15 protein-coding genes and 1 pseudogene are annotated in these 16,576 nt (G+C 57.8%); 7 read left to right on the top strand and 9 right to left on the bottom strand.

Going from position 1 to position 16,576, the window contains the following annotated elements:
• Window positions 1-29 precede the first annotated feature (29 nt).
• Window positions 30-1,562 carry a hypothetical protein gene (locus DA792_RS17905; protein ID WP_107721695.1) on the bottom strand — a complete coding sequence of 511 codons (1,533 nt, stop codon included), beginning with the start codon at window positions 1,560-1,562 and terminating at the stop codon, window positions 30-32.
• 113 nt (window positions 1,563-1,675) lie between these two features.
• Between DA792_RS17905 and DA792_RS17910 the strand changes: the two genes are divergently transcribed.
• The 3 genes and pseudogenes from DA792_RS17910 to DA792_RS17920 all read left to right on the top strand — a co-directional run bounded on the left by DA792_RS17910 (window position 1,676) and on the right by DA792_RS17920 (window position 4,213).
• Complete coding sequence (locus tag DA792_RS17910) at window positions 1,676-2,431, top strand: SDR family oxidoreductase (RefSeq protein ID WP_199908088.1); 756 nt, start codon at window positions 1,676-1,678, stop codon at window positions 2,429-2,431.
• Window positions 2,428-3,041 (top strand): annotated as a pseudogene (locus DA792_RS17915) (enoyl-CoA hydratase/isomerase family protein). Before DA792_RS17910 ends, DA792_RS17915 begins: the two are co-directional and overlap by 4 nt.
• Window positions 3,038-4,213: a TIGR03862 family flavoprotein gene (locus DA792_RS17920; RefSeq protein ID WP_107721697.1), complete on the top strand. Its 1,176-nt coding sequence runs from the start codon at window positions 3,038-3,040 to the stop codon at window positions 4,211-4,213. Before DA792_RS17915 ends, DA792_RS17920 begins: the two are co-directional and overlap by 4 nt.
• Here DA792_RS17920 and DA792_RS17925 read toward each other — a convergent pair.
• The 6 genes from DA792_RS17925 to DA792_RS17950 form a co-directional block, all read right to left on the bottom strand.
• The gene (locus DA792_RS17925) at window positions 4,197-5,195 is read right to left on the bottom strand and encodes an LLM class flavin-dependent oxidoreductase (protein ID WP_199908089.1); all 999 of its coding nucleotides are present in this window, start codon (window positions 5,193-5,195) and stop codon (window positions 4,197-4,199) included. The two genes, DA792_RS17920 and DA792_RS17925, sit on opposite strands and share 17 nt — an antisense overlap.
• A gap of 72 nt (window positions 5,196-5,267) precedes the next feature.
• Window positions 5,268-6,293 carry a DNA polymerase III subunit delta gene (gene holA / locus DA792_RS17930; RefSeq protein ID WP_107721699.1) on the bottom strand — a complete coding sequence of 342 codons (1,026 nt, stop codon included), beginning with the start codon at window positions 6,291-6,293 and terminating at the stop codon, window positions 5,268-5,270.
• The gene (locus tag DA792_RS17935) at window positions 6,290-6,787 is read right to left on the bottom strand and encodes a hypothetical protein (protein ID WP_159075319.1); all 498 of its coding nucleotides are present in this window, start codon (window positions 6,785-6,787) and stop codon (window positions 6,290-6,292) included. Before DA792_RS17935 ends, holA begins: the two co-directional genes overlap by 4 nt.
• Entirely contained in the window at window positions 6,774-9,335 is a 2,562-nt protein-coding gene (leuS, locus tag DA792_RS17940) for a leucine--tRNA ligase (RefSeq protein WP_107721703.1), read from the bottom strand. Before leuS ends, DA792_RS17935 begins: the two co-directional genes overlap by 14 nt.
• A gap of 147 nt (window positions 9,336-9,482) precedes the next feature.
• Window positions 9,483-10,064 carry a DUF3576 domain-containing protein gene (locus DA792_RS17945; protein ID WP_107721705.1) on the bottom strand — a complete coding sequence of 194 codons (582 nt, stop codon included), beginning with the start codon at window positions 10,062-10,064 and terminating at the stop codon, window positions 9,483-9,485.
• 145 nt (window positions 10,065-10,209) lie between these two features.
• Window positions 10,210-11,286 carry a porin gene (locus DA792_RS17950; protein ID WP_107721707.1) on the bottom strand — a complete coding sequence of 359 codons (1,077 nt, stop codon included), beginning with the start codon at window positions 11,284-11,286 and terminating at the stop codon, window positions 10,210-10,212.
• Window positions 11,287-11,505: 219 nt separating this feature from the next.
• On the opposite strand from DA792_RS17950, the gene DA792_RS17955 reads away from it, so the two are divergent.
• Window positions 11,506-12,162, top strand: coding sequence for a YggS family pyridoxal phosphate-dependent enzyme (locus tag DA792_RS17955; protein WP_107721709.1), 657 nt, complete (start codon window positions 11,506-11,508; stop codon window positions 12,160-12,162).
• Between the two features lie 35 nt (window positions 12,163-12,197).
• Here the strand turns inward: DA792_RS17955 and DA792_RS17960 are convergent, their stop codons facing one another.
• Together DA792_RS17960 and ribA are read right to left on the bottom strand one after the other, a co-directional pair.
• Window positions 12,198-12,692 (bottom strand): L,D-transpeptidase family protein, encoded by a 495-nt coding sequence (locus tag DA792_RS17960; protein WP_107721711.1) that lies wholly within the window; start codon window positions 12,690-12,692, stop codon window positions 12,198-12,200.
• On the bottom strand, window positions 12,689-13,777 hold the full coding sequence (ribA, locus tag DA792_RS17965; protein WP_107722767.1) for a GTP cyclohydrolase II: 1,089 nt from the start codon (window positions 13,775-13,777) through the stop codon (window positions 12,689-12,691). Before ribA ends, DA792_RS17960 begins: the two co-directional genes overlap by 4 nt.
• A 169-nt stretch (window positions 13,778-13,946) precedes the next feature.
• Here ribA and DA792_RS17970 point away from each other — a divergent pair, with 169 nt between their 5' ends.
• The 3 genes from DA792_RS17970 to trxA all read left to right on the top strand — a co-directional run bounded on the left by DA792_RS17970 (window position 13,947) and on the right by trxA (window position 16,565).
• The gene (locus DA792_RS17970; RefSeq protein ID WP_107721713.1) at window positions 13,947-14,633 is read left to right on the top strand and encodes a response regulator transcription factor; all 687 of its coding nucleotides are present in this window, start codon (window positions 13,947-13,949) and stop codon (window positions 14,631-14,633) included.
• Between the two features lie 172 nt (window positions 14,634-14,805).
• Window positions 14,806-15,594, top strand: a complete 789-nt coding sequence (locus DA792_RS17975; RefSeq protein WP_107721715.1) for an exodeoxyribonuclease III — start codon at window positions 14,806-14,808, stop codon at window positions 15,592-15,594.
• Between the two features lie 53 nt (window positions 15,595-15,647).
• Entirely contained in the window at window positions 15,648-16,565 is a 918-nt protein-coding gene (gene trxA / locus DA792_RS17980) for a thioredoxin (protein WP_107721717.1), read from the top strand.
• The last annotated feature ends 11 nt before the right edge of the window (window positions 16,566-16,576 follow it).

A 16,576-nucleotide genomic window follows, 5' to 3' on the forward strand; every position in this document is an offset into this window, starting at 1 on the left:
GCCCATAGATTACGTCATCTCAAGATAGCTTAGAACGGCAGGGGTTGACCATTGGCCAAGATCGCACCGTCTTCCGTCATCTCTAGATCAGAGACCAATTCACCCTCTTCGTCGCCCGGCAGGGTGAACATGCCAAGCATCATTTGCGCCATCATGGACTGGTCTTGCGGTAAAATCCCTGAGGCTGTGAGTTTATTGATCAAGTCTGTCACGCCTTTGAGGTTCAGCGACATCGTCCCCGCAAAAGGCGGCATGCCACCGGGCATGGCCGGCTCTTTATCAAGAAATTTTCCAGCCCCGGTGCCCGCAATCGTGGCACCCGCAAGCGAAAGGAAAATCTCGGGGATTTCGACGGTGTTGACCGCCATAGGCGAGGGGCTGTTCGGCCCCATATTTTCGAGGGTCTTGAGGTCAAACAAATCCATTTTGTTGGTCAAAGTGCCCGCAAAATGCAGTTTCAGCGTTGCCGGATCATGCGGCAATTGGTTGGTCGGGTCCGCGATCATCCATGCAAGATCCGGCAGGGCCAGCTCCTCAAGCCCAATTTCAAGCTCATAGGCCTGCGGCGCATCTGCGGCTTTGAGCGGAAATAAAACCCCGGTTGTCATAGACCCAAGGCCAAATTGAACCTGCTGACCCGGAATCTGCGCGCCAGCCACGGACACCAACATGTCTTTTGCATTGATCCTGTAGCCGGCAGCGCCGCCGCCCAAAGTAAAGTTCAATGTGGTCGTCCCACTGGTCGATGTCAGCTCCATGTCACCACCGGCCTCATCGCCGGACACTTTGATCATCGCCGTGCCTGGGCCGGAGGACAGCTCAATGTCCATCGACGATTCGCCGATTATAGTCGCAAACGTATCCGCACCTTTTGCACCGGAAAATGACATCGTGCCAGAGCCGCGCAAATCGGTTGCGCTGGTGGCCATTTCGACCGTCGTGCCCTCGGTTTCAAACGGCTCAAACCCATAGGTCATCCGGGCCGCGGTAAAATCCATATCCGATGACATAGCATCGCCATCGCGCAGTACGGTGTAGCTGCCAACAATCCCTTCGATCGACATATCCACGCCGGGTTGGAGCGCAACGCCTTCCACCATCGCAGGCGCGCTTTTCATCGTCATGGAACTGCCGTCCATCGTATAGCGCATGTCGTTTTTCACGCCCGACACCTCGGTGACGCCGCCAAAGCTCATGTCGACGCGGGTTTCATAGCCGGGCATGTCCAACACTGGATTGGCGGGAACGCGGCTGATCGAGGTGATCGGCGCAGCGTATTCGATACCAACCTTGCCGCCAGACAGGGCCTGAAAGCGAATTTCAGGGACGGTTGAGGTCGATGTTATGGGGCCTGCCGGGTTGGGGATGTCCATCCCATACACCATGTTGCGCACAACCAAAGTGTCGCCCTCGCGGCTTTCTTCGGCGGTGATGTCCATGCCCATCGAGGTCATCATGGATTGATAGTTTTCCCACACCTCTTCGGGCGTGACATCGGCAAATACAGGGACCCCAATCAAACAGGTCGTGCTTAGAAAAGTTGCAAAAAGTGTGGAACGCATCAGAAGACTCCTAACAGATGGGCGCACAATTTCGTGAATTGCGGGCAGGGTCAAGGCTGGAACCTTGCGGATCAGCACCCTAAAGTCGCCTGCGAACACAGGGAGAGCAGACCATGTTGGATTTAACCGGAAAAATCGCGCTCGTGACGGGTGCCAGCCGTGGGATCGGCGAAGCCACAGCGCGGCTTTTTGCCGAGGCAGGCGCGAAAGTTGCCCTTCTGGCACGCTCAGAGACGGATATTCGGCGCATCGCGGGTGAGATCGGCGCTTCGGCCCTCGCTGTGCCTTGTGATGTGGCGTCCTATGCGGATGTTGATGCTGCGCTGAGCAAGATCGAGGGGACCCTCGGACCTGTTGACATCCTGATCAACAATGCGGGCGTGATTGATCCGATCTCGCATCTGAGTGAGGCCGATCCAATGGCTTGGGGGCAGACGATCGACGTCAATGTCAAAGGCGTGTTTCACATGATGCGCCGCGTTGTTCCGTCTATGTCGGAGCGTGGGGGCGGGACGGTCCTGACCATCTCATCGGGGGCGGCCCATAAGCCGGTTGAGGCCTGGAGCGCTTATTGTACCTCCAAAGCCGGGGCTGCCATGCTCACATCCATGCTCGATCACGAAGACCGCGCCCATGGTATTCGCGCCATGGGCCTGTCGCCCGGCACCGTTGCGACCCAAATGCAGCGGGACATTAAAGCCTCCGGGGTGAACCCGGTCAGCCAACTTGACTGGTCTGATTACATCCCTGCCGATTGGCCTGCGCGCGCGCTGCTTTGGATGTGCGGACCAGAGTCGGATCGTCATTTGGGACAAGAGCTGAGCCTGCGCGATGACGCGTTTCGACGGACATTAGGATTGATCACATGATTACATTGAAACAAGATGGCACCCTTTGGGTTGTGACCCTAAACCGGCCAGAAAAGGCCAATTCTCTCACATCCGACATGTTGTCACGTCTGATTGAAATTGCCGATGAGGCACAGGGGGCCGCGAAAGTTTTGGTCCTGACGGGGGCGGGTAAAGTGTTCTCTGCCGGGGCTGATCTGGACGAGGCACGCGCGGGTCTTGCGACCTCGCCGTTGTGGGAGGAGCTGTCTGGCCGCCTCGCCACACTGCCCTGTCTCACCATCGCTGCGTTGAACGGCACACTGGCGGGCGGGGCCTTTGGCATGGCTTTGGCCTGTGACATGCGGATTGCGGACCCGGCGGCGAAATTCTTTTACCCGGTGATGAAGTTGGGCTTTTTGCCACAACCGTCTGATCCAAAACGCTTGGCCGACTTAATTGGCCCTGCACGCGCGAAAATGATCCTGATGGCCGGGCAAAAAATCCCCTCCGAGGAGGCGTTGGCTTGGGGCTTGTGGATCGTCTGATCCCCGCCGCCGATCAAGCTGAGGCCATCATCGCCCTTTCAGAGGCGGCGCTGGCCGCCACGTCTGATCATATCGCAGGTATCAAAGGTTTGATCCCGGCGTGACGGCGCACACTCAAATCGACGCGTTGATTGTGGGCGCTGGCCCGGCGGGGTTGATGGCCGCAGAGGTGATCTCTGCGGCGGGATTTTCCGTGCTCGTGGCGGAGGCCAAACCGTCGCCGGCGCGCAAGTTTCTTATGGCGGGGAAATCGGGTCTGAACCTGACCAAAAACGAACCGCTGGTGCCGTTCTTCGCCGCCTATGATCCCATCCCCGGCACATTGCGCGATGCGTTGACTGCGTTCGGCCCCGACCAAGTGATCACATGGGCCGAGGGGCTTGGCCAAGAGATGTTCACCGGCTCCTCGGGCCGTGTGTTCCCGAAGGCGATGAAGGCCTCCCCGCTGTTGCGCGCATGGCTGTCCCGATTGACCGCGCAGGGCGTCGAGCTGCGCCGAAACTGGCGCATGACAGCCCTGGGTGACGAGGTGCGCTTTGACACGCCGGAAGGTTCGGCAAAGGTCAGTGCGAAAACCGTTGTTTTGGCGCTAGGTGGGGCGAGTTGGGCCAGATTAGGCTCGAATGGGGCTTGGGCGGATCTTGTGTCTCCCTATGTCGCTCTGGCTCCTTTCATGGCCTCCAATGTCGGGCTTTTGCGCGATTGGAGTCCGCATATGACCCGTCATTTCGGTGCGCCGATCAAGGGTGTGTGCCTGAGGTCTGGGGCCTATTCCACTCGCGGCGAATGTGTGATTTCGGCGCGTGGGTTTGAGGGCGGTGGCATTTACGCGATCACACGCGGGTTGCGCACGGGTGCGCCCTTAATGATTGATCTTTTGCCAGATTGGCCGGCGGAGCGGGTAAAACAGACCCTAATCCAGCGCAAACCGAAAGAAACCCTCACCACGTTCCTCAAACGGGCCTTCCGTCTCCCGCCGGAAAAGATCGCTTTGATGATGGAATGCGCCGGGTCAAAACCGACCGATCTGCAGACCGCGCTCAAACATCTTGAGATCACCGATATTCGCCTGCGACCGGTGGACGAGGCAATTTCCACCGCAGGCGGTGTGCGGTTTGACAGTCTCACTGAAAACCTCGCCGCCTCATCTCGCCCAGACCTGTTTTTCGCGGGCGAGATGTTGGATTGGGATGCGCCGACGGGCGGCTATCTTTTGACCGCCTGTCTTGCCACGGGCCGATTGGCCGGACTGGGCGTGATCAAAGCTCTTTCATAACCTCGGCGGCGATCTCAAAGGATCTGAGCCGTGCTGTGTGATCATGAATATTACCGGCGATGATGATCTCGTCCGGCTCATAGCGCGCGATCATCGCCGCCAATTGATCCCGTACCATCGGTTTCGTCCCGGTGGCGGAGACGGCAAAAATCGCTTCAAGCTGTGGCAAAAACTGCCGCGGCACAACGCTTGCGACATCTGTGATCGGGTGGGGTAATTTGCCGGGTTTGCCCATGCGTAGATTGGCGAACGTCTGCATCATCGACGAACGTATAAACAGCGCGTCTTCCGCGGTTTCGGCCGCAAACACATTGGTCGCCAACATGAAATGCGGTTTTTCAAGATGCTCGGAAGGCTGAAACATCCCACGATAAATCTCAATCGCTTGTTCCAACGCCGCCGGGGCAAAATGTGAAGCAAAAGCGTAGGGCAGGCCCAAAATGGCGGCCAATTCGGCACCATAGGTCGATGACCCCAGCATCCAAACCGGCACATGCGTGCCCGCACCCGGAAACGCACGCACCGCCGCCGTTTCTGGCATGTCGCCGAGGTAAGCGATCAGTTCCTGAACGTCCTGAGGGAAGGTTTCGCCATTGGCATGCCTTGGCGTCAGTGTGCGCCGAAGGGCGCGTGCCGTGGGCATATCCGTGCCCGGAGCGCGCCCAAGACCCAAATCAATCCGGTCGCCGTAAAGCGCCTGCAACGTGCCAAACGCCTCCGCCACCTGCAACGGTGCGTGGTTTGGCAACATGATCCCACCGGAGCCGATCCGCATGGTTTTGGTGGCATTGGCAATATGGCCAATCACCACTGCCGTCGCAGCAGAGGCGATCCCCGGCATGTTATGATGTTCGGCCAACCAATAGCGATTGTAGCCCCAGCTCTCGGCATGCTGCGCCAGATCGACACTGTTTTTCAGCGCGTCAGAGGTGGGTGTGCCATCGGGTACGGGGGCGAGGTCGAGAAGGGAATAAGGGATCATGTGCGGCTCCTTTGCACATCATGTGGGGCATGTCAGAGCCGGTTCCAAGCGCCTCAGCCTGACCGATTTCGCTCACCGCCGTTGCGCCAGCATGGCAAGGCGGATCAAGGCGCGCTCCATCACCGCCATGGTCGGTGCGCGCGAAGACGAACGCAGAGTCAGATCGGTATCGGTCAAAATGCCCAAGGCGGTCTCAAGTTTATAAACACCCCAGCCTTGGGCTTGTCGGGTCATCCGGTCGCGACGGGGTCCAAAAATCGGCGGACGGGCGCGGGCAATGCCAGAGGCCGCCCCGCCGGGATCAGACGCCGCCGCATGAAGCGCGCGAAAATGGCGCATGGTGAAAATGGAGAGGGCGACCGGATCAATGCCCTGCCCCTCGATTTTGATCATCAAGGGCCCAAGTTCGACGGTACGCCCTTCGGCGACGATATTCAAAACATCATCCACCTCCGCCTCAGAGGTCGCTGGGGCGCAGTTTTGCACATCTTCGCTGGACACGGACGACGGATCACTGAGCTTGTAAAGCGACAATTTTTCAAGGGTTTGGCGGAAATCTCCGGGGTCGATGCTGCGCGACAAGGCTTCGATGTCCACCATTGCCTCGCGGGAAATGTCCTGTACGCCCGCCTTTTTCAACGTCGCTTCGATTTCCGCGCGCGATGGAGGATCGGCGTAAATTGCGACGCAATAGGCGCTGGGATGGCCTTCAAACAATTTGCGCAGTTTCGACGTGGCTTTCAGGCTCCCGGCGGTGACAATCACCTGTGCATCGCCTTCGCGCCAATCAAATAGCGCCTCTTTCATCGCATCGGCCACTTGGTCGGTCGCGTCTTCGACAAAGGCAACGCGGGGGCCGGGGAAAAATCCCTGTGCCTTCATCGCGTCCATCAACATGGCTTTGTCTTTGCGCATCTCGGCACCGGACATTCGGGTCAGGCGCATTTCCTCTTCGCCTTGCGGGCCAATCAGGGCTTCAATCACCTCTTGCCGCCGCAGTGCAATCCGCATCGCATCCGGCCCATAGAGCAAAAGCCCGGCCTTTTTCGGGTCGGGCTTGGCAAAATATCCAATCGCGTCGCGGGGCGAGAGTTTCATTTTTGCATCTCAAGGGTGGTGATGAGTTTGCTAACCATTTGATCCGCCAAGATCACCATCAGCCGCGCGTAAGCATCGCGGGGGACGGTGATGGCATCGACGGTCGAACCGGTGGCGGAATAGGCCGTGAAGCTGGAGACGTCGCTTTTGGTCAAGACACGCTGGGATTGGATTTCGGTCAGGGTGAAACGGACTTTGCCTTCAATATGATAGCGGGTGATTTCCTGATCGCGGGTCAGGCCGATGGCGTGTTCGGTCGTCGAGATGTCATAGCTCAACCGATAAAGCGGCGCTGTGGCCGTGCCGAATACTGTGCTGAGGCGGTTGACCAAAGCATAGCTTTCGCGATCCGAAGGGGGATCCACATCGACATGGCCGCGCAGGGCAGCGCCCGCGCCGCCGGGCGCATAGGCCGGGGCAAACCCGCATCCGGCCACCGCCCCCAAAGAGGCGATGGCGGAGATCATGAAAGTGCGGCGATCAAACAACGACATTGACGATGCGGCCCGGGACAACGATGAGTTTCTTAGGCACCCCACCATCGAGCGCCTTTTTCACAGCATCGTTTTCCAAGACCAGCTTTTCAACCTCTTCTTTCGGCATATCTTTCGGAACGGTGATTTCATCGCGCCGTTTGCCGTTGATCTGGATCGGAAGGGTCACGTTGTCCTCGACCAACATCGCCTCATCGGGGATCGGCCAAGGGGCTTTGGTCACCAAGCCTTCGCCACCCAAAAGCGCCCACATTTCCTCGGACACATGCGGCGTCATCGGCGACATGAGTTGAGCCAGAGTTTTCAGCGCAAAGCGTTTTGCCTCGCGGCCTGCCTTGGATTTGGCGATGGTGTTGGTGAAGCCATAGAGTTTGGCGATGGAGGCGTTAAAGCCAAAGGACTCAACGCCTTGGGTGACCTCCAACATGGCTTTATGTGCGCTTCGGATCAGATCCTCGTCGCCTTGGCCCTGTTCCGGTGTTTCATCCAATTCCGCCGCCAAACGATAGACCCGCGCGAGGTGTTTGGAGGAGGCCTCTGCCCCCGAGGCGGTCCATTCGACGTCCCGTTCGGGCGGACTATCGGACAGGACAAACCACCGTGCCGTATCGGCCCCATATTGCTTGATGATCTCGACCGGATCGACCACGTTGTTTTTCGATTTCGACATTTTGGCCGAAGGGATCACGTTGATCCGTTCGCCTGTCTCTTTGACAAACACGCCACCATCACGTTCCTCGACCTCTTCGGGATAGTGATAGATCGTGCGATCATGCGCGCCTTTGCGTTCGGCATTTTCGTAGATCGCATGGGTCACCATGCCTTGGGTGAACAGCGCGTTGAACGGCTCGCGGGATTTGTCCGGCAGGTGCCCGGTCTCGTTCATCGCGCGGGCGAAAAACCGCGAATACAAAAGGTGCAAAATCGCATGTTCAATGCCGCCGATATATTGATCGACGTTCATCCAATAGTCGGCATCCTCGGCCACAGTCGGGGTAGTGGCGCGTGGCGCGGTAAAGCGGGCGTAATACCATGAGCTGTCGACAAACGTGTCCATCGTGTCAGTCTCGCGCAACGCATCGGCGCCGCATGTCGGACAGGTACAGTTGCGCCATGTTGGATGACGATCCAGCGGATTGCCCGGTTTGTCAAAAGTGACATCGTCGGGCAGCTCAATCGGCAGGTTCTCTTTTTTCTCCGGCACAACACCGCAGGACTCGCAATGCACGACGGGGATTGGACAGCCCCAATAGCGTTGCCGCGACAGGCCCCAATCGCGCAGGCGGTATTTGGTCACGCCATGACCGACGCCATTGGATTCACAGAACGCGATGGCTGAGTTCACGCCGTCGTCGCCGGTTTGAACTTCATCGCCCGCAAAGCCGCGCAGATAGCGCACGGTATCGGATTTCAGCGGTGTGTAGGCCTCTGACGTGTTCAACGCGCCTTTGGTCGGTTCAAACACATAATGGATCGGCAGGTCGTATTTGGTGGCAAATTCAAAGTCGCGTTGATCATGCGCCGGACAGCCAAAAATTGCGCCTGTGCCGTAATCCATCAAGATGAAATTGGCGATATAGACCGGCAATTCCACCGAGGTATCAAACGGGTGGCGCACAGTGAGGCCCGTGTTCAGGCCAAGCTTCTCGGCCGTCTCAATCGCCTCTTCGGTGGTGCCACCTTTGCGGCACTCTTCGCAAAACGCGGCAATGTCCGGGTTGCTGTCGGAGAGATGTTTCGCCAGCGGATGATCGGCCGAAATGCCGACGAAGGACGCACCCAGCAACGTGTCGGGGCGGGTGGTGTAAACCTCGATGCGATCATGATGGTCCGGGCCATCCACCAACGAGAAGGCAAATTGCAGACCGCGCGATTTGCCGATCCAGTTTTTCTGCATGGTTTTGACCTTGTCCGGCCACTGATCCAGATGATCAATCGCCTGTAACAAGTCTTCGGAATAATCGGAGATTTTAAAGAACCACTGGGTCAATTCACGCCGCTCAACCAACGCACCAGAGCGCCAGCCGCGCCCATCTTCGACCTGTTCATTGGCCAGAACAGTCATATCCACCGGGTCCCAATTGACCACGGCGTTTTTGCGGTAAACCAGACCCTTGGCCAGCATGTCGATGAACATCGCCTGTTGTTGGCCGTAATATTCCGGGTCACAGGTGGCAAACATCCGGGTCCAGTCGATTGAGAGGCCCAGAGGTTTCATTTGATCGACCATCGTATCGATATTGGCGTAGGTCCATGTTTTCGGATGCCCGCCGGACGCCATCGCGGCATTTTCCGCCGGCATGCCAAAGGCGTCAAACCCCATCGGGTGCAACACATTGTGCCCAGTCGAGGATTTGTACCGCGCCACAACATCGCCCATCGTGTAATTGCGCACATGGCCGATGTGAATGCGACCCGACGGATAGGGGAACATCTCAAGCACATAGTATTTCGGCCGGGTCTCATCGCGCTTGGCGAGAAACACCTCGGCCTCATCCCAGGCCTGTTGCCATTTCGGTTCGATCTCACTTGGCGCGTAACGGCTCATGCGGGTGTCCTTTGGATGGTCAGTCAAACGCCGAGCCCCGAGGCCCGGCGTGGTCGCAAACGTCATAAAACGTTGGTGGCTTGGGGTCCAGAGGCGATCAAATCACACGGACCAGCAACATGGCCCTGCAACATGGACCTGTGTCGGTCATTTACCCGAACGCAACTGACGTGCGCGGGTCAGAATGGCGTCTTCGACGGCGTGAATGGTCTCTTGGCTGACCGCACCGCCTTTGGTGTAGAGCGAAATGTTCAGCGTGCGCGCATCCAGCGCCGGATCGGTGACATGGATCACCGCACGATAAGCGCGGCCACCGCCCGGAGGGGTGCCATAGCCGGTGATGATCACGCCGGTGAACGGATCGGCCTCTTGCACGGGCAAAAAGGACAAGACGTCCAAAGCGGCGTTCCAGATGTATTTGTTGACCTGAACTTTGTCCTCAACCGAGCCGCGCCCGCCGCCAAAAATGGTGCGGCGTTTCGATTGTTCGATGACAATGGTCTCGCCGTTGGGAATCTCGACAACTTGACCTGTAGATTTGCTGTCGATGACCTCTCCAGCATCCGCGCCGGTCTCAGATGTGGTCACTTTCGGCCCGCCCGAAAACGGGCCTGATCCGATGGAGCCCGCGCTGCCACCCAGAGAGCCAAAGCTGTCAAACCCGCCACAGCCCGCAAGCGTTAGGGTTAGGGCACAGGCGGTGGTCAAAACAAAGGTACGGCGAAACATCAAAGGCTCCCTCTTAAGGTATCGCGGCAACCGTATCGTTCGCCGGGAAAAGGAACAAGGCCTTCAATGCGCAAAAGCGATGAGGCAAAAGGAAAGGGCCGCCCCAAAGGGCGGCCCTCAATTGATCTTCTAGACTTCTAAGAAATTAGAAGGAGAAGGACAGAGCCAAGGTGGCGCCGGATTTCAGCTCGTAGCCGCCGAGACCGGTGTCGATGTCGTCGGTCATAGCTGCTGCTGCGTTGTTCGCATCAGCGTAGGAAGCGAGGAAGGATGCGCCGCCGCCGAGGTCATATTCAGCAACGATGTAAGATGCATAGTCGTCGTCGGATACGGAGTCACCGTCGATGTAACCAGCAGTCACAACCAGACCGTTGCCCAAGTCGTATGCGCCTTCAACAGCGTACTCAGCTTCGCCGAGGAACTCTTCGTTGTAGTAAGCAGCGAGAGTGATCGGGCCGTCGGAGTATTCAGCGGATACGCCGTATGCTTCTTCGGAGTCAACGGATGCGAAGTACGCACCGAGGGTCACCGGGCCAACCGGGTAGGAAACGTCGATACCGTAGCCGGTTTCGTCAAAGTAATCCATGACGGAGAAGTTGAATTCAGCGCCGCCCAAGGTGGTGCCGAGGTTCACAACGGTCATTTCCAGAGCGTCGTCGTAGAACAGGCCAGCGTCAACCATGCCGAATTCAGCGCCGAGGTAGAGCTGTGCGTAGTCCAGGTCACCGTCGTTGGTGCCTTCGCCAGCAGTATCGTTCGTTACGATATAGGAAACTGCGCCTTTGACCATGCCGAAGGAGCCTTCAACGAGGATACCAGCAGCGGTGTCTGCGTAGTCAGCAGCTTCATCGAACGGTGCGAAGAAGTCGTTGTCGTACAGAGCGGACACGCCGGAGAAGGAGGCGTATGCAGTGTCAACGTCGCCGAAGGACAGGGAGAACGTGTCGTTGGACAGTTTCAGAACCCAGTCAGAGGAGTCGACAGTACCCATGGAGTATGTGGTGTCTGTGGTGCTCTCGAGGTCGATGTCGAGCGAAGCAGAAGCGGTCCAGCCGTTGTTCAGCTCTTGGGAGAGGTTCACGGTGAGACCAGCGTCGTAGTATACGCCGTCGTTCCAGTCGTCGTTGTAGCCGATTTCTGCGTCACCAGACCAGGTGACTTCAGCGGAAGCGGCGCCTGCAAGCAGGACGATCGCTGCGGAGGAGAGAAGAATCTTTTTCATTTTTTGCCCTCGTGGAATTTTTGAGTATCAGGCATGCCGGCTAACCCGACACATGGGCATTGAAATGCGCCGAGATGGGTTTTGGGTCAAGCAAACGCGCTCTTCGGCGATAAGCTCTCCCAAAAATGATGCAACTTCGCCACACACCTGTTGCATGGGGGGGGAGACCCGCCTTATGAAATCCAATGAGAGTAGTTGGTTACGCCGAAAGGGGCAGATATGGGATTGGCCGAAATCAAACAGCGGATTGTAGACGAAGCCATGCGCTGTGGGCGAAATCCGAAGGATGTGTGTCTGATTGCTGTGTCAAAAGTCCAGCCGGACGAACGAGTCGCAGCCGTGTTGGAGCAGGGGCATCGGGTCTTTGGGGAAAACAAGGTCCAGGAGGCGGCGGGAAAATGGCCGGGCTTTAAGGAGCGCTTTGCGGGTGTTGAGTTGCATCTGATTGGTCCGCTGCAAACCAACAAAGCGCGGCAAGCGATGGAGTTGTTTGATGTGATCCACACCTTGGATCGCCCGAAATTGGCCAAAACCATTGCGCGTTTGGCAGAGGAGATCGGCACCTGCCCGCGTCTTTATATACAGGTGAACACAGGGGCCGAGCCGCAAAAGGCGGGTGTGCTGCCCGAAGAGGCCGATGCGTTTATCAAAGAGTGTCGCGATCTGGGTCTGTCGATCGAGGGGCTGATGTGCATCCCGCCCGCCGATGAGGAACCGTCTTTGAACTTTGCTCTGCTGGCCAAAATTGCCAAGCGCAACGGCATCAAAGGTCTGTCCATGGGCATGTCTGGGGATTTTGAAACCGCGATTGCCCAAGGCGCGACGCATGTGCGGGTTGGCTCCGCGATTTTTGGCGCGCGGGCCTATGAGGTCTGATTTCTTGAGTATTTAGGCTGCAATGAAGGCAGGGCTTAGCGCACGATCAGTCGGGTCGCGGGGGTGATCCGCTCTGCGATCCATTTGAGGTGATCGGCACGAAACGCCACGCAGCCCTCGGTTGGGTGGCGCTGTTTGCGCCAGCGATGGATGAAAATCGCGGAGCCTTTGCCGGGGGTTGCATTCGGCCAATTCCAGTCTGTGGTGAGCACCAGATCATACAAACGATCGCCTCGGCGCATCTTTTCGTGGCTGGCATGAAATGGCGCGCGCACCAAATGATTGTAGTCGGGGTGATCCGTGGCATCGCACCACAAGTCGCCCCCGCGGATTTTGGTGCCATTCAGTGCGGGCACCCGGTCCGCTCTATAATAGAGATTTGCGATCTCATGTATGCCAATCGGCGTGCCGCCATCGCCTTCGCGCTTGGTCGCAACGATGCCGCCTTTGCCGATGGAACAGGGGAACCGTCGCCCCATGAAGCGCGCGCCCCAGCGGGTCACAACAAGATCCTGCGGCGTGATCGTCATAATAAATGCCCGGATTTTTTCGCCTTGGTGGCCAAATAGGCGGTGTTGAACCGGTTTTCACCCACCCGAAGCGGCACGCGTTCGGTCACGGTGATCCCCTGTTCCTCCATGCGCGCGACCTTGGCGGGGTTGTTGGTCAAAAGGCGAACGGTGGAAAATCCCATCTCTTTGAGGATCGCGGCGCCAATGCGGAAATCGCGTTCATCATCTTCAAAACCAAGCCGGTGGTTGGCCTGTACCGTGTCAAATCCTTGGTCCTGTAATGAATAGGCGCGCATTTTGTTGGCGTGACCAATGCCGCGACCCTCTTGGTTGAGATAAAGCAACACACCCGCGCCGACGTCGCCCATTTGCGCCAAGGCCGTGTTCAACTGAGGTCCGCAATCGCATTTGAGCGACCCAAACAGATCGCCGGTGAAACAGGCCGAATGCAGCCGCGCCAAAACGGGCTGGTCGCGATCCGGGCGGCCGATTTCGACGGCAAAATGTTCCTCGCCGCCATCATCGGGGCGAAACACATGCACATGCCCGGCCTCTGAGGCGACCAGCGGAACGCGGGCATGAACCACGTCATGCAGGGGCGCAAGATCGGCCATAAACGGCATGGCTTGGTCCACCGGGATCACCGTCAGGCCGTTCTGTGCCGCGAGCTCCAGGGCATTTTCGACCTCGACCAAGATCGCTGCGGGCAAGAGGCGCGCCGACTTGGACAAAGCAATCGCGGCGCGCGCCGCCGTTGCATCCCCGCCGCGTGCCGATTGAAACGGGCCTTTCATCGGGTGGGTCAAGTCATCAGCGGGGTCTGCGACCGCTTCGATCCACGTCACATCTACATCTTTTGGCAAGATCAGCCGCGCCAGATCACCATCGTAAGCGCGCGCATTTAATGTTTCAGCTCGCCGTGCCGTGATCGCCAAATGCGCCGCGCCAAGTGAGGCGAGATCCGCCAGCCGCGCAACCGAGACCCCTTCGGCGGCCACGGCAAGCGCGGCACCGGAGACGGTTTGCAAGGCCACAGGGACACCCATTCGCAAATCCGCGCGGGCGCGGGCGACACGTTCGGCAAGAGAGGGCGCTAGGCTCATTGGGGCAATCCGCAGTGATTTCAGACCCTTCATGTAGCGATCTTTGACATAAAGTGAAACATTTCCGGTGAATTTGACACGCTTGCGTGAGCACAGTGTTGCAAATCTTGTCGAAGCGGACCTGTGAGCGCACATCACAATCAAGACACAAACAAAGGAGGTCACTGTGATGGCCACTCTCAAGAAGATTCTGCTCGTTGATGATGATGATGATCTGCGCGAAGCGCTGAGCGAACAGCTTGTCATGACCGAAGATTTCGATGTGTTCGAAGCCGACAGTGGCGCCTCTGCCGTCGAGCGCGCGAAAGAAGGCCATTATGACCTGATCATGTTGGATGTTGGCTTGCCGGACACGGATGGGCGCGAGCTGTGCAAGCGCCTGCGTAAATCCGGTGTGAAAGCGCCGATCCTGATGCTCACCGGCCATGACACCGATGCCGACACCATTCTGGGTCTTGATTCCGGTGCCAATGACTATGTGACCAAGCCGTTCAAATTCCCGGTGCTTTTGGCCCGTATCCGCGCCCAATTGCGCACCCATGAACAATCGGAGGCAGCTGTGTTTCAGCTTGGGCCATATACGTTCAAGCCGGCGCAAAAGATGCTTGTCACCGAAGACGACAAGAAAATCCGTCTGACGGAAAAAGAGACCAATATCCTCAAGTTCCTCTACCGCGCCACCGAAGGCGTTGTTGCCCGCGATGTGCTGTTGCATGAGGTTTGGGGCTATAATGCCGGGGTGACCACGCACACTTTGGAAACCCACATCTATCGCCTGCGTCAGAAAATCGAACCCGATCCCTCGAATGCGCGGTTGTTGGTGACCGAATCCGGTGGCTATCGCTTGGCGTCCTGACACGACGGAGCGAAAGCCCTAGCTCAAGCCCTCCGCGCATCGGGGATCGGATGCGCATTCCCTCGTCCCTCTGGCCCGGCTGATCTCAGTCGGGCCTCTTTTTGCACGTCTTTCGGGTGGCGTCCGGCGGTTCTGCGCTTTAGCTTTGGCCAAACCCAACGAGGACCCCGATATGCCCTTTACCCTTGCCACTTGGAACATCAACTCCGTTCGCCTGCGCGAGCCCATCGTGTGTAAACTTCTGGAAGAGGAAGCACCCGATGTGCTCTGCCTGCAAGAATGCAAATCCCCGGTTGATAAAATCCCGATGGATCAGTTTCGCGCCCTTGGGTACACCCACATGGTTGCGCGCGGGCAAAAGGGCTATAACGGTGTGGCGATCCTCTCGAAGTTGCCGCTTGTCGATGCGGGGGGCGAGGATTACGCCAGCTTGGGCCATGCCCGTCATGTTGCCGCCACGTTGGAAAACGGTGTGACGATCCACAATTTCTATGTGCCTGCCGGGGGCGATGTGCCGGACCGGGAGGTCAACGAGAAATTTGGGCAAAAGCTCGATTACCTCACCGAGATGCGAGACGCGTTTCACGCCAATCGCCCGGAAAAATCCATCCTTGTTGGTGATTTGAACATCGCGCCGCGCGAGGATGATGTGTGGAACCACAAGAGTCTGTTGAAAATCGTGTCGCACACGCCGATTGAGGTCGAGCATCTGGCTGAAACTCAAGAGGCTGGCAAGTGGGTCGACATCACCCGCCAAGATATTCCCGAGGGTCTTTTGTATAGCTGGTGGTCGTATCGGGCCAAAGATTGGGACGAAGCCGACAAGGGTCGTCGTTTGGATCACGTCTGGGCCACGTCGGATATTTCCAACGCCGGGCATGGGTCGCGGGTGCTGCGCGCCGCGCGGGGATGGGAGAAACCATCGGATCATGCGCCCGTATTCGCCACCTTCGACCTTTAATTTTCGACGCACAGCGCGCATATAGGGCCAAGCAAGCAGATAAGGGAGACCACATGATGGACCTGGGTCTAACAAACACCACCGCGACTGCCCCGGATGCGGGCGCCTATGTCAAAGACGTCACAGAGGCCGATTTCATGGCCGAGGTGATCGACGCCTCGCAAGAGGTCCCTGTGATCGTGGATTTTTGGGCACCTTGGTGTGGCCCGTGCAAAACGCTTGGTCCGGCTTTGGAAGCGGCTGTGAACGCCGCCGGGGGCAAGGTCAAAATGGCCAAGGTCAACGTCGATGAAAACCAAATGATCGCAGGCCAGATGCGGGTGCAATCCATTCCTACCGTCTACGCCTTTTTCAAAGGCCAGCCGGTAGATGGCTTTCAAGGCGCGTTGCCCCCCTCGCAAATTGCCGAATTTGTCAAAAAGACCGCTGATCTTGCGGGGGATGGTGGGCTGGCCGAGGCTGTGGCTGCCGCAGATGAGATGTTTGATCTCGGTGAGATTGACGATGCGGCGCAAACCTATGCGGCCATTCTTGAAGAAGATCCAAACCTTGCTGCCGCCTTCGCGGGTCTCGCCAAATGTCATATCGCCAAAGGCGAGATTGATGAGGCCGAAGCGGTGCTGAACGGGGTGCCCGCAGATGTCGCTCACACGGCTGCGATCGAAGGTGTCCACGCCCAAATCGCACTGGCGCGTGAGGCCGAAAATGCGGGCCCCGTTGCCGAATTGACCGCCAAGGTCGAGGCCGATCCCTCGGATATGCAGGCGCGTTTGGACCTCGCCGTTGCTTTGCACGCCAATGGTCAAATCGAAGAGTCAGTTGAAACATTGCTGGCCGCGTTCAAATTGGATCGCGACTGGAACGAGGGCGCGATCAAAGAACAATTGTTCAAGGTTTTCGACAGTCTCAAGCCAAACGATCCTATTGTTTTGGCCGGGCGTCGTAAATTGTCCTCGATCATATTTGCCTGATCGGTTCGGTG

The sequence above is a fragment of the Celeribacter baekdonensis genome (assembly GCF_003047105.1).
Taxonomy (GTDB): Bacteria; Pseudomonadota; Alphaproteobacteria; order Rhodobacterales; family Rhodobacteraceae; genus Celeribacter; species Celeribacter baekdonensis_B.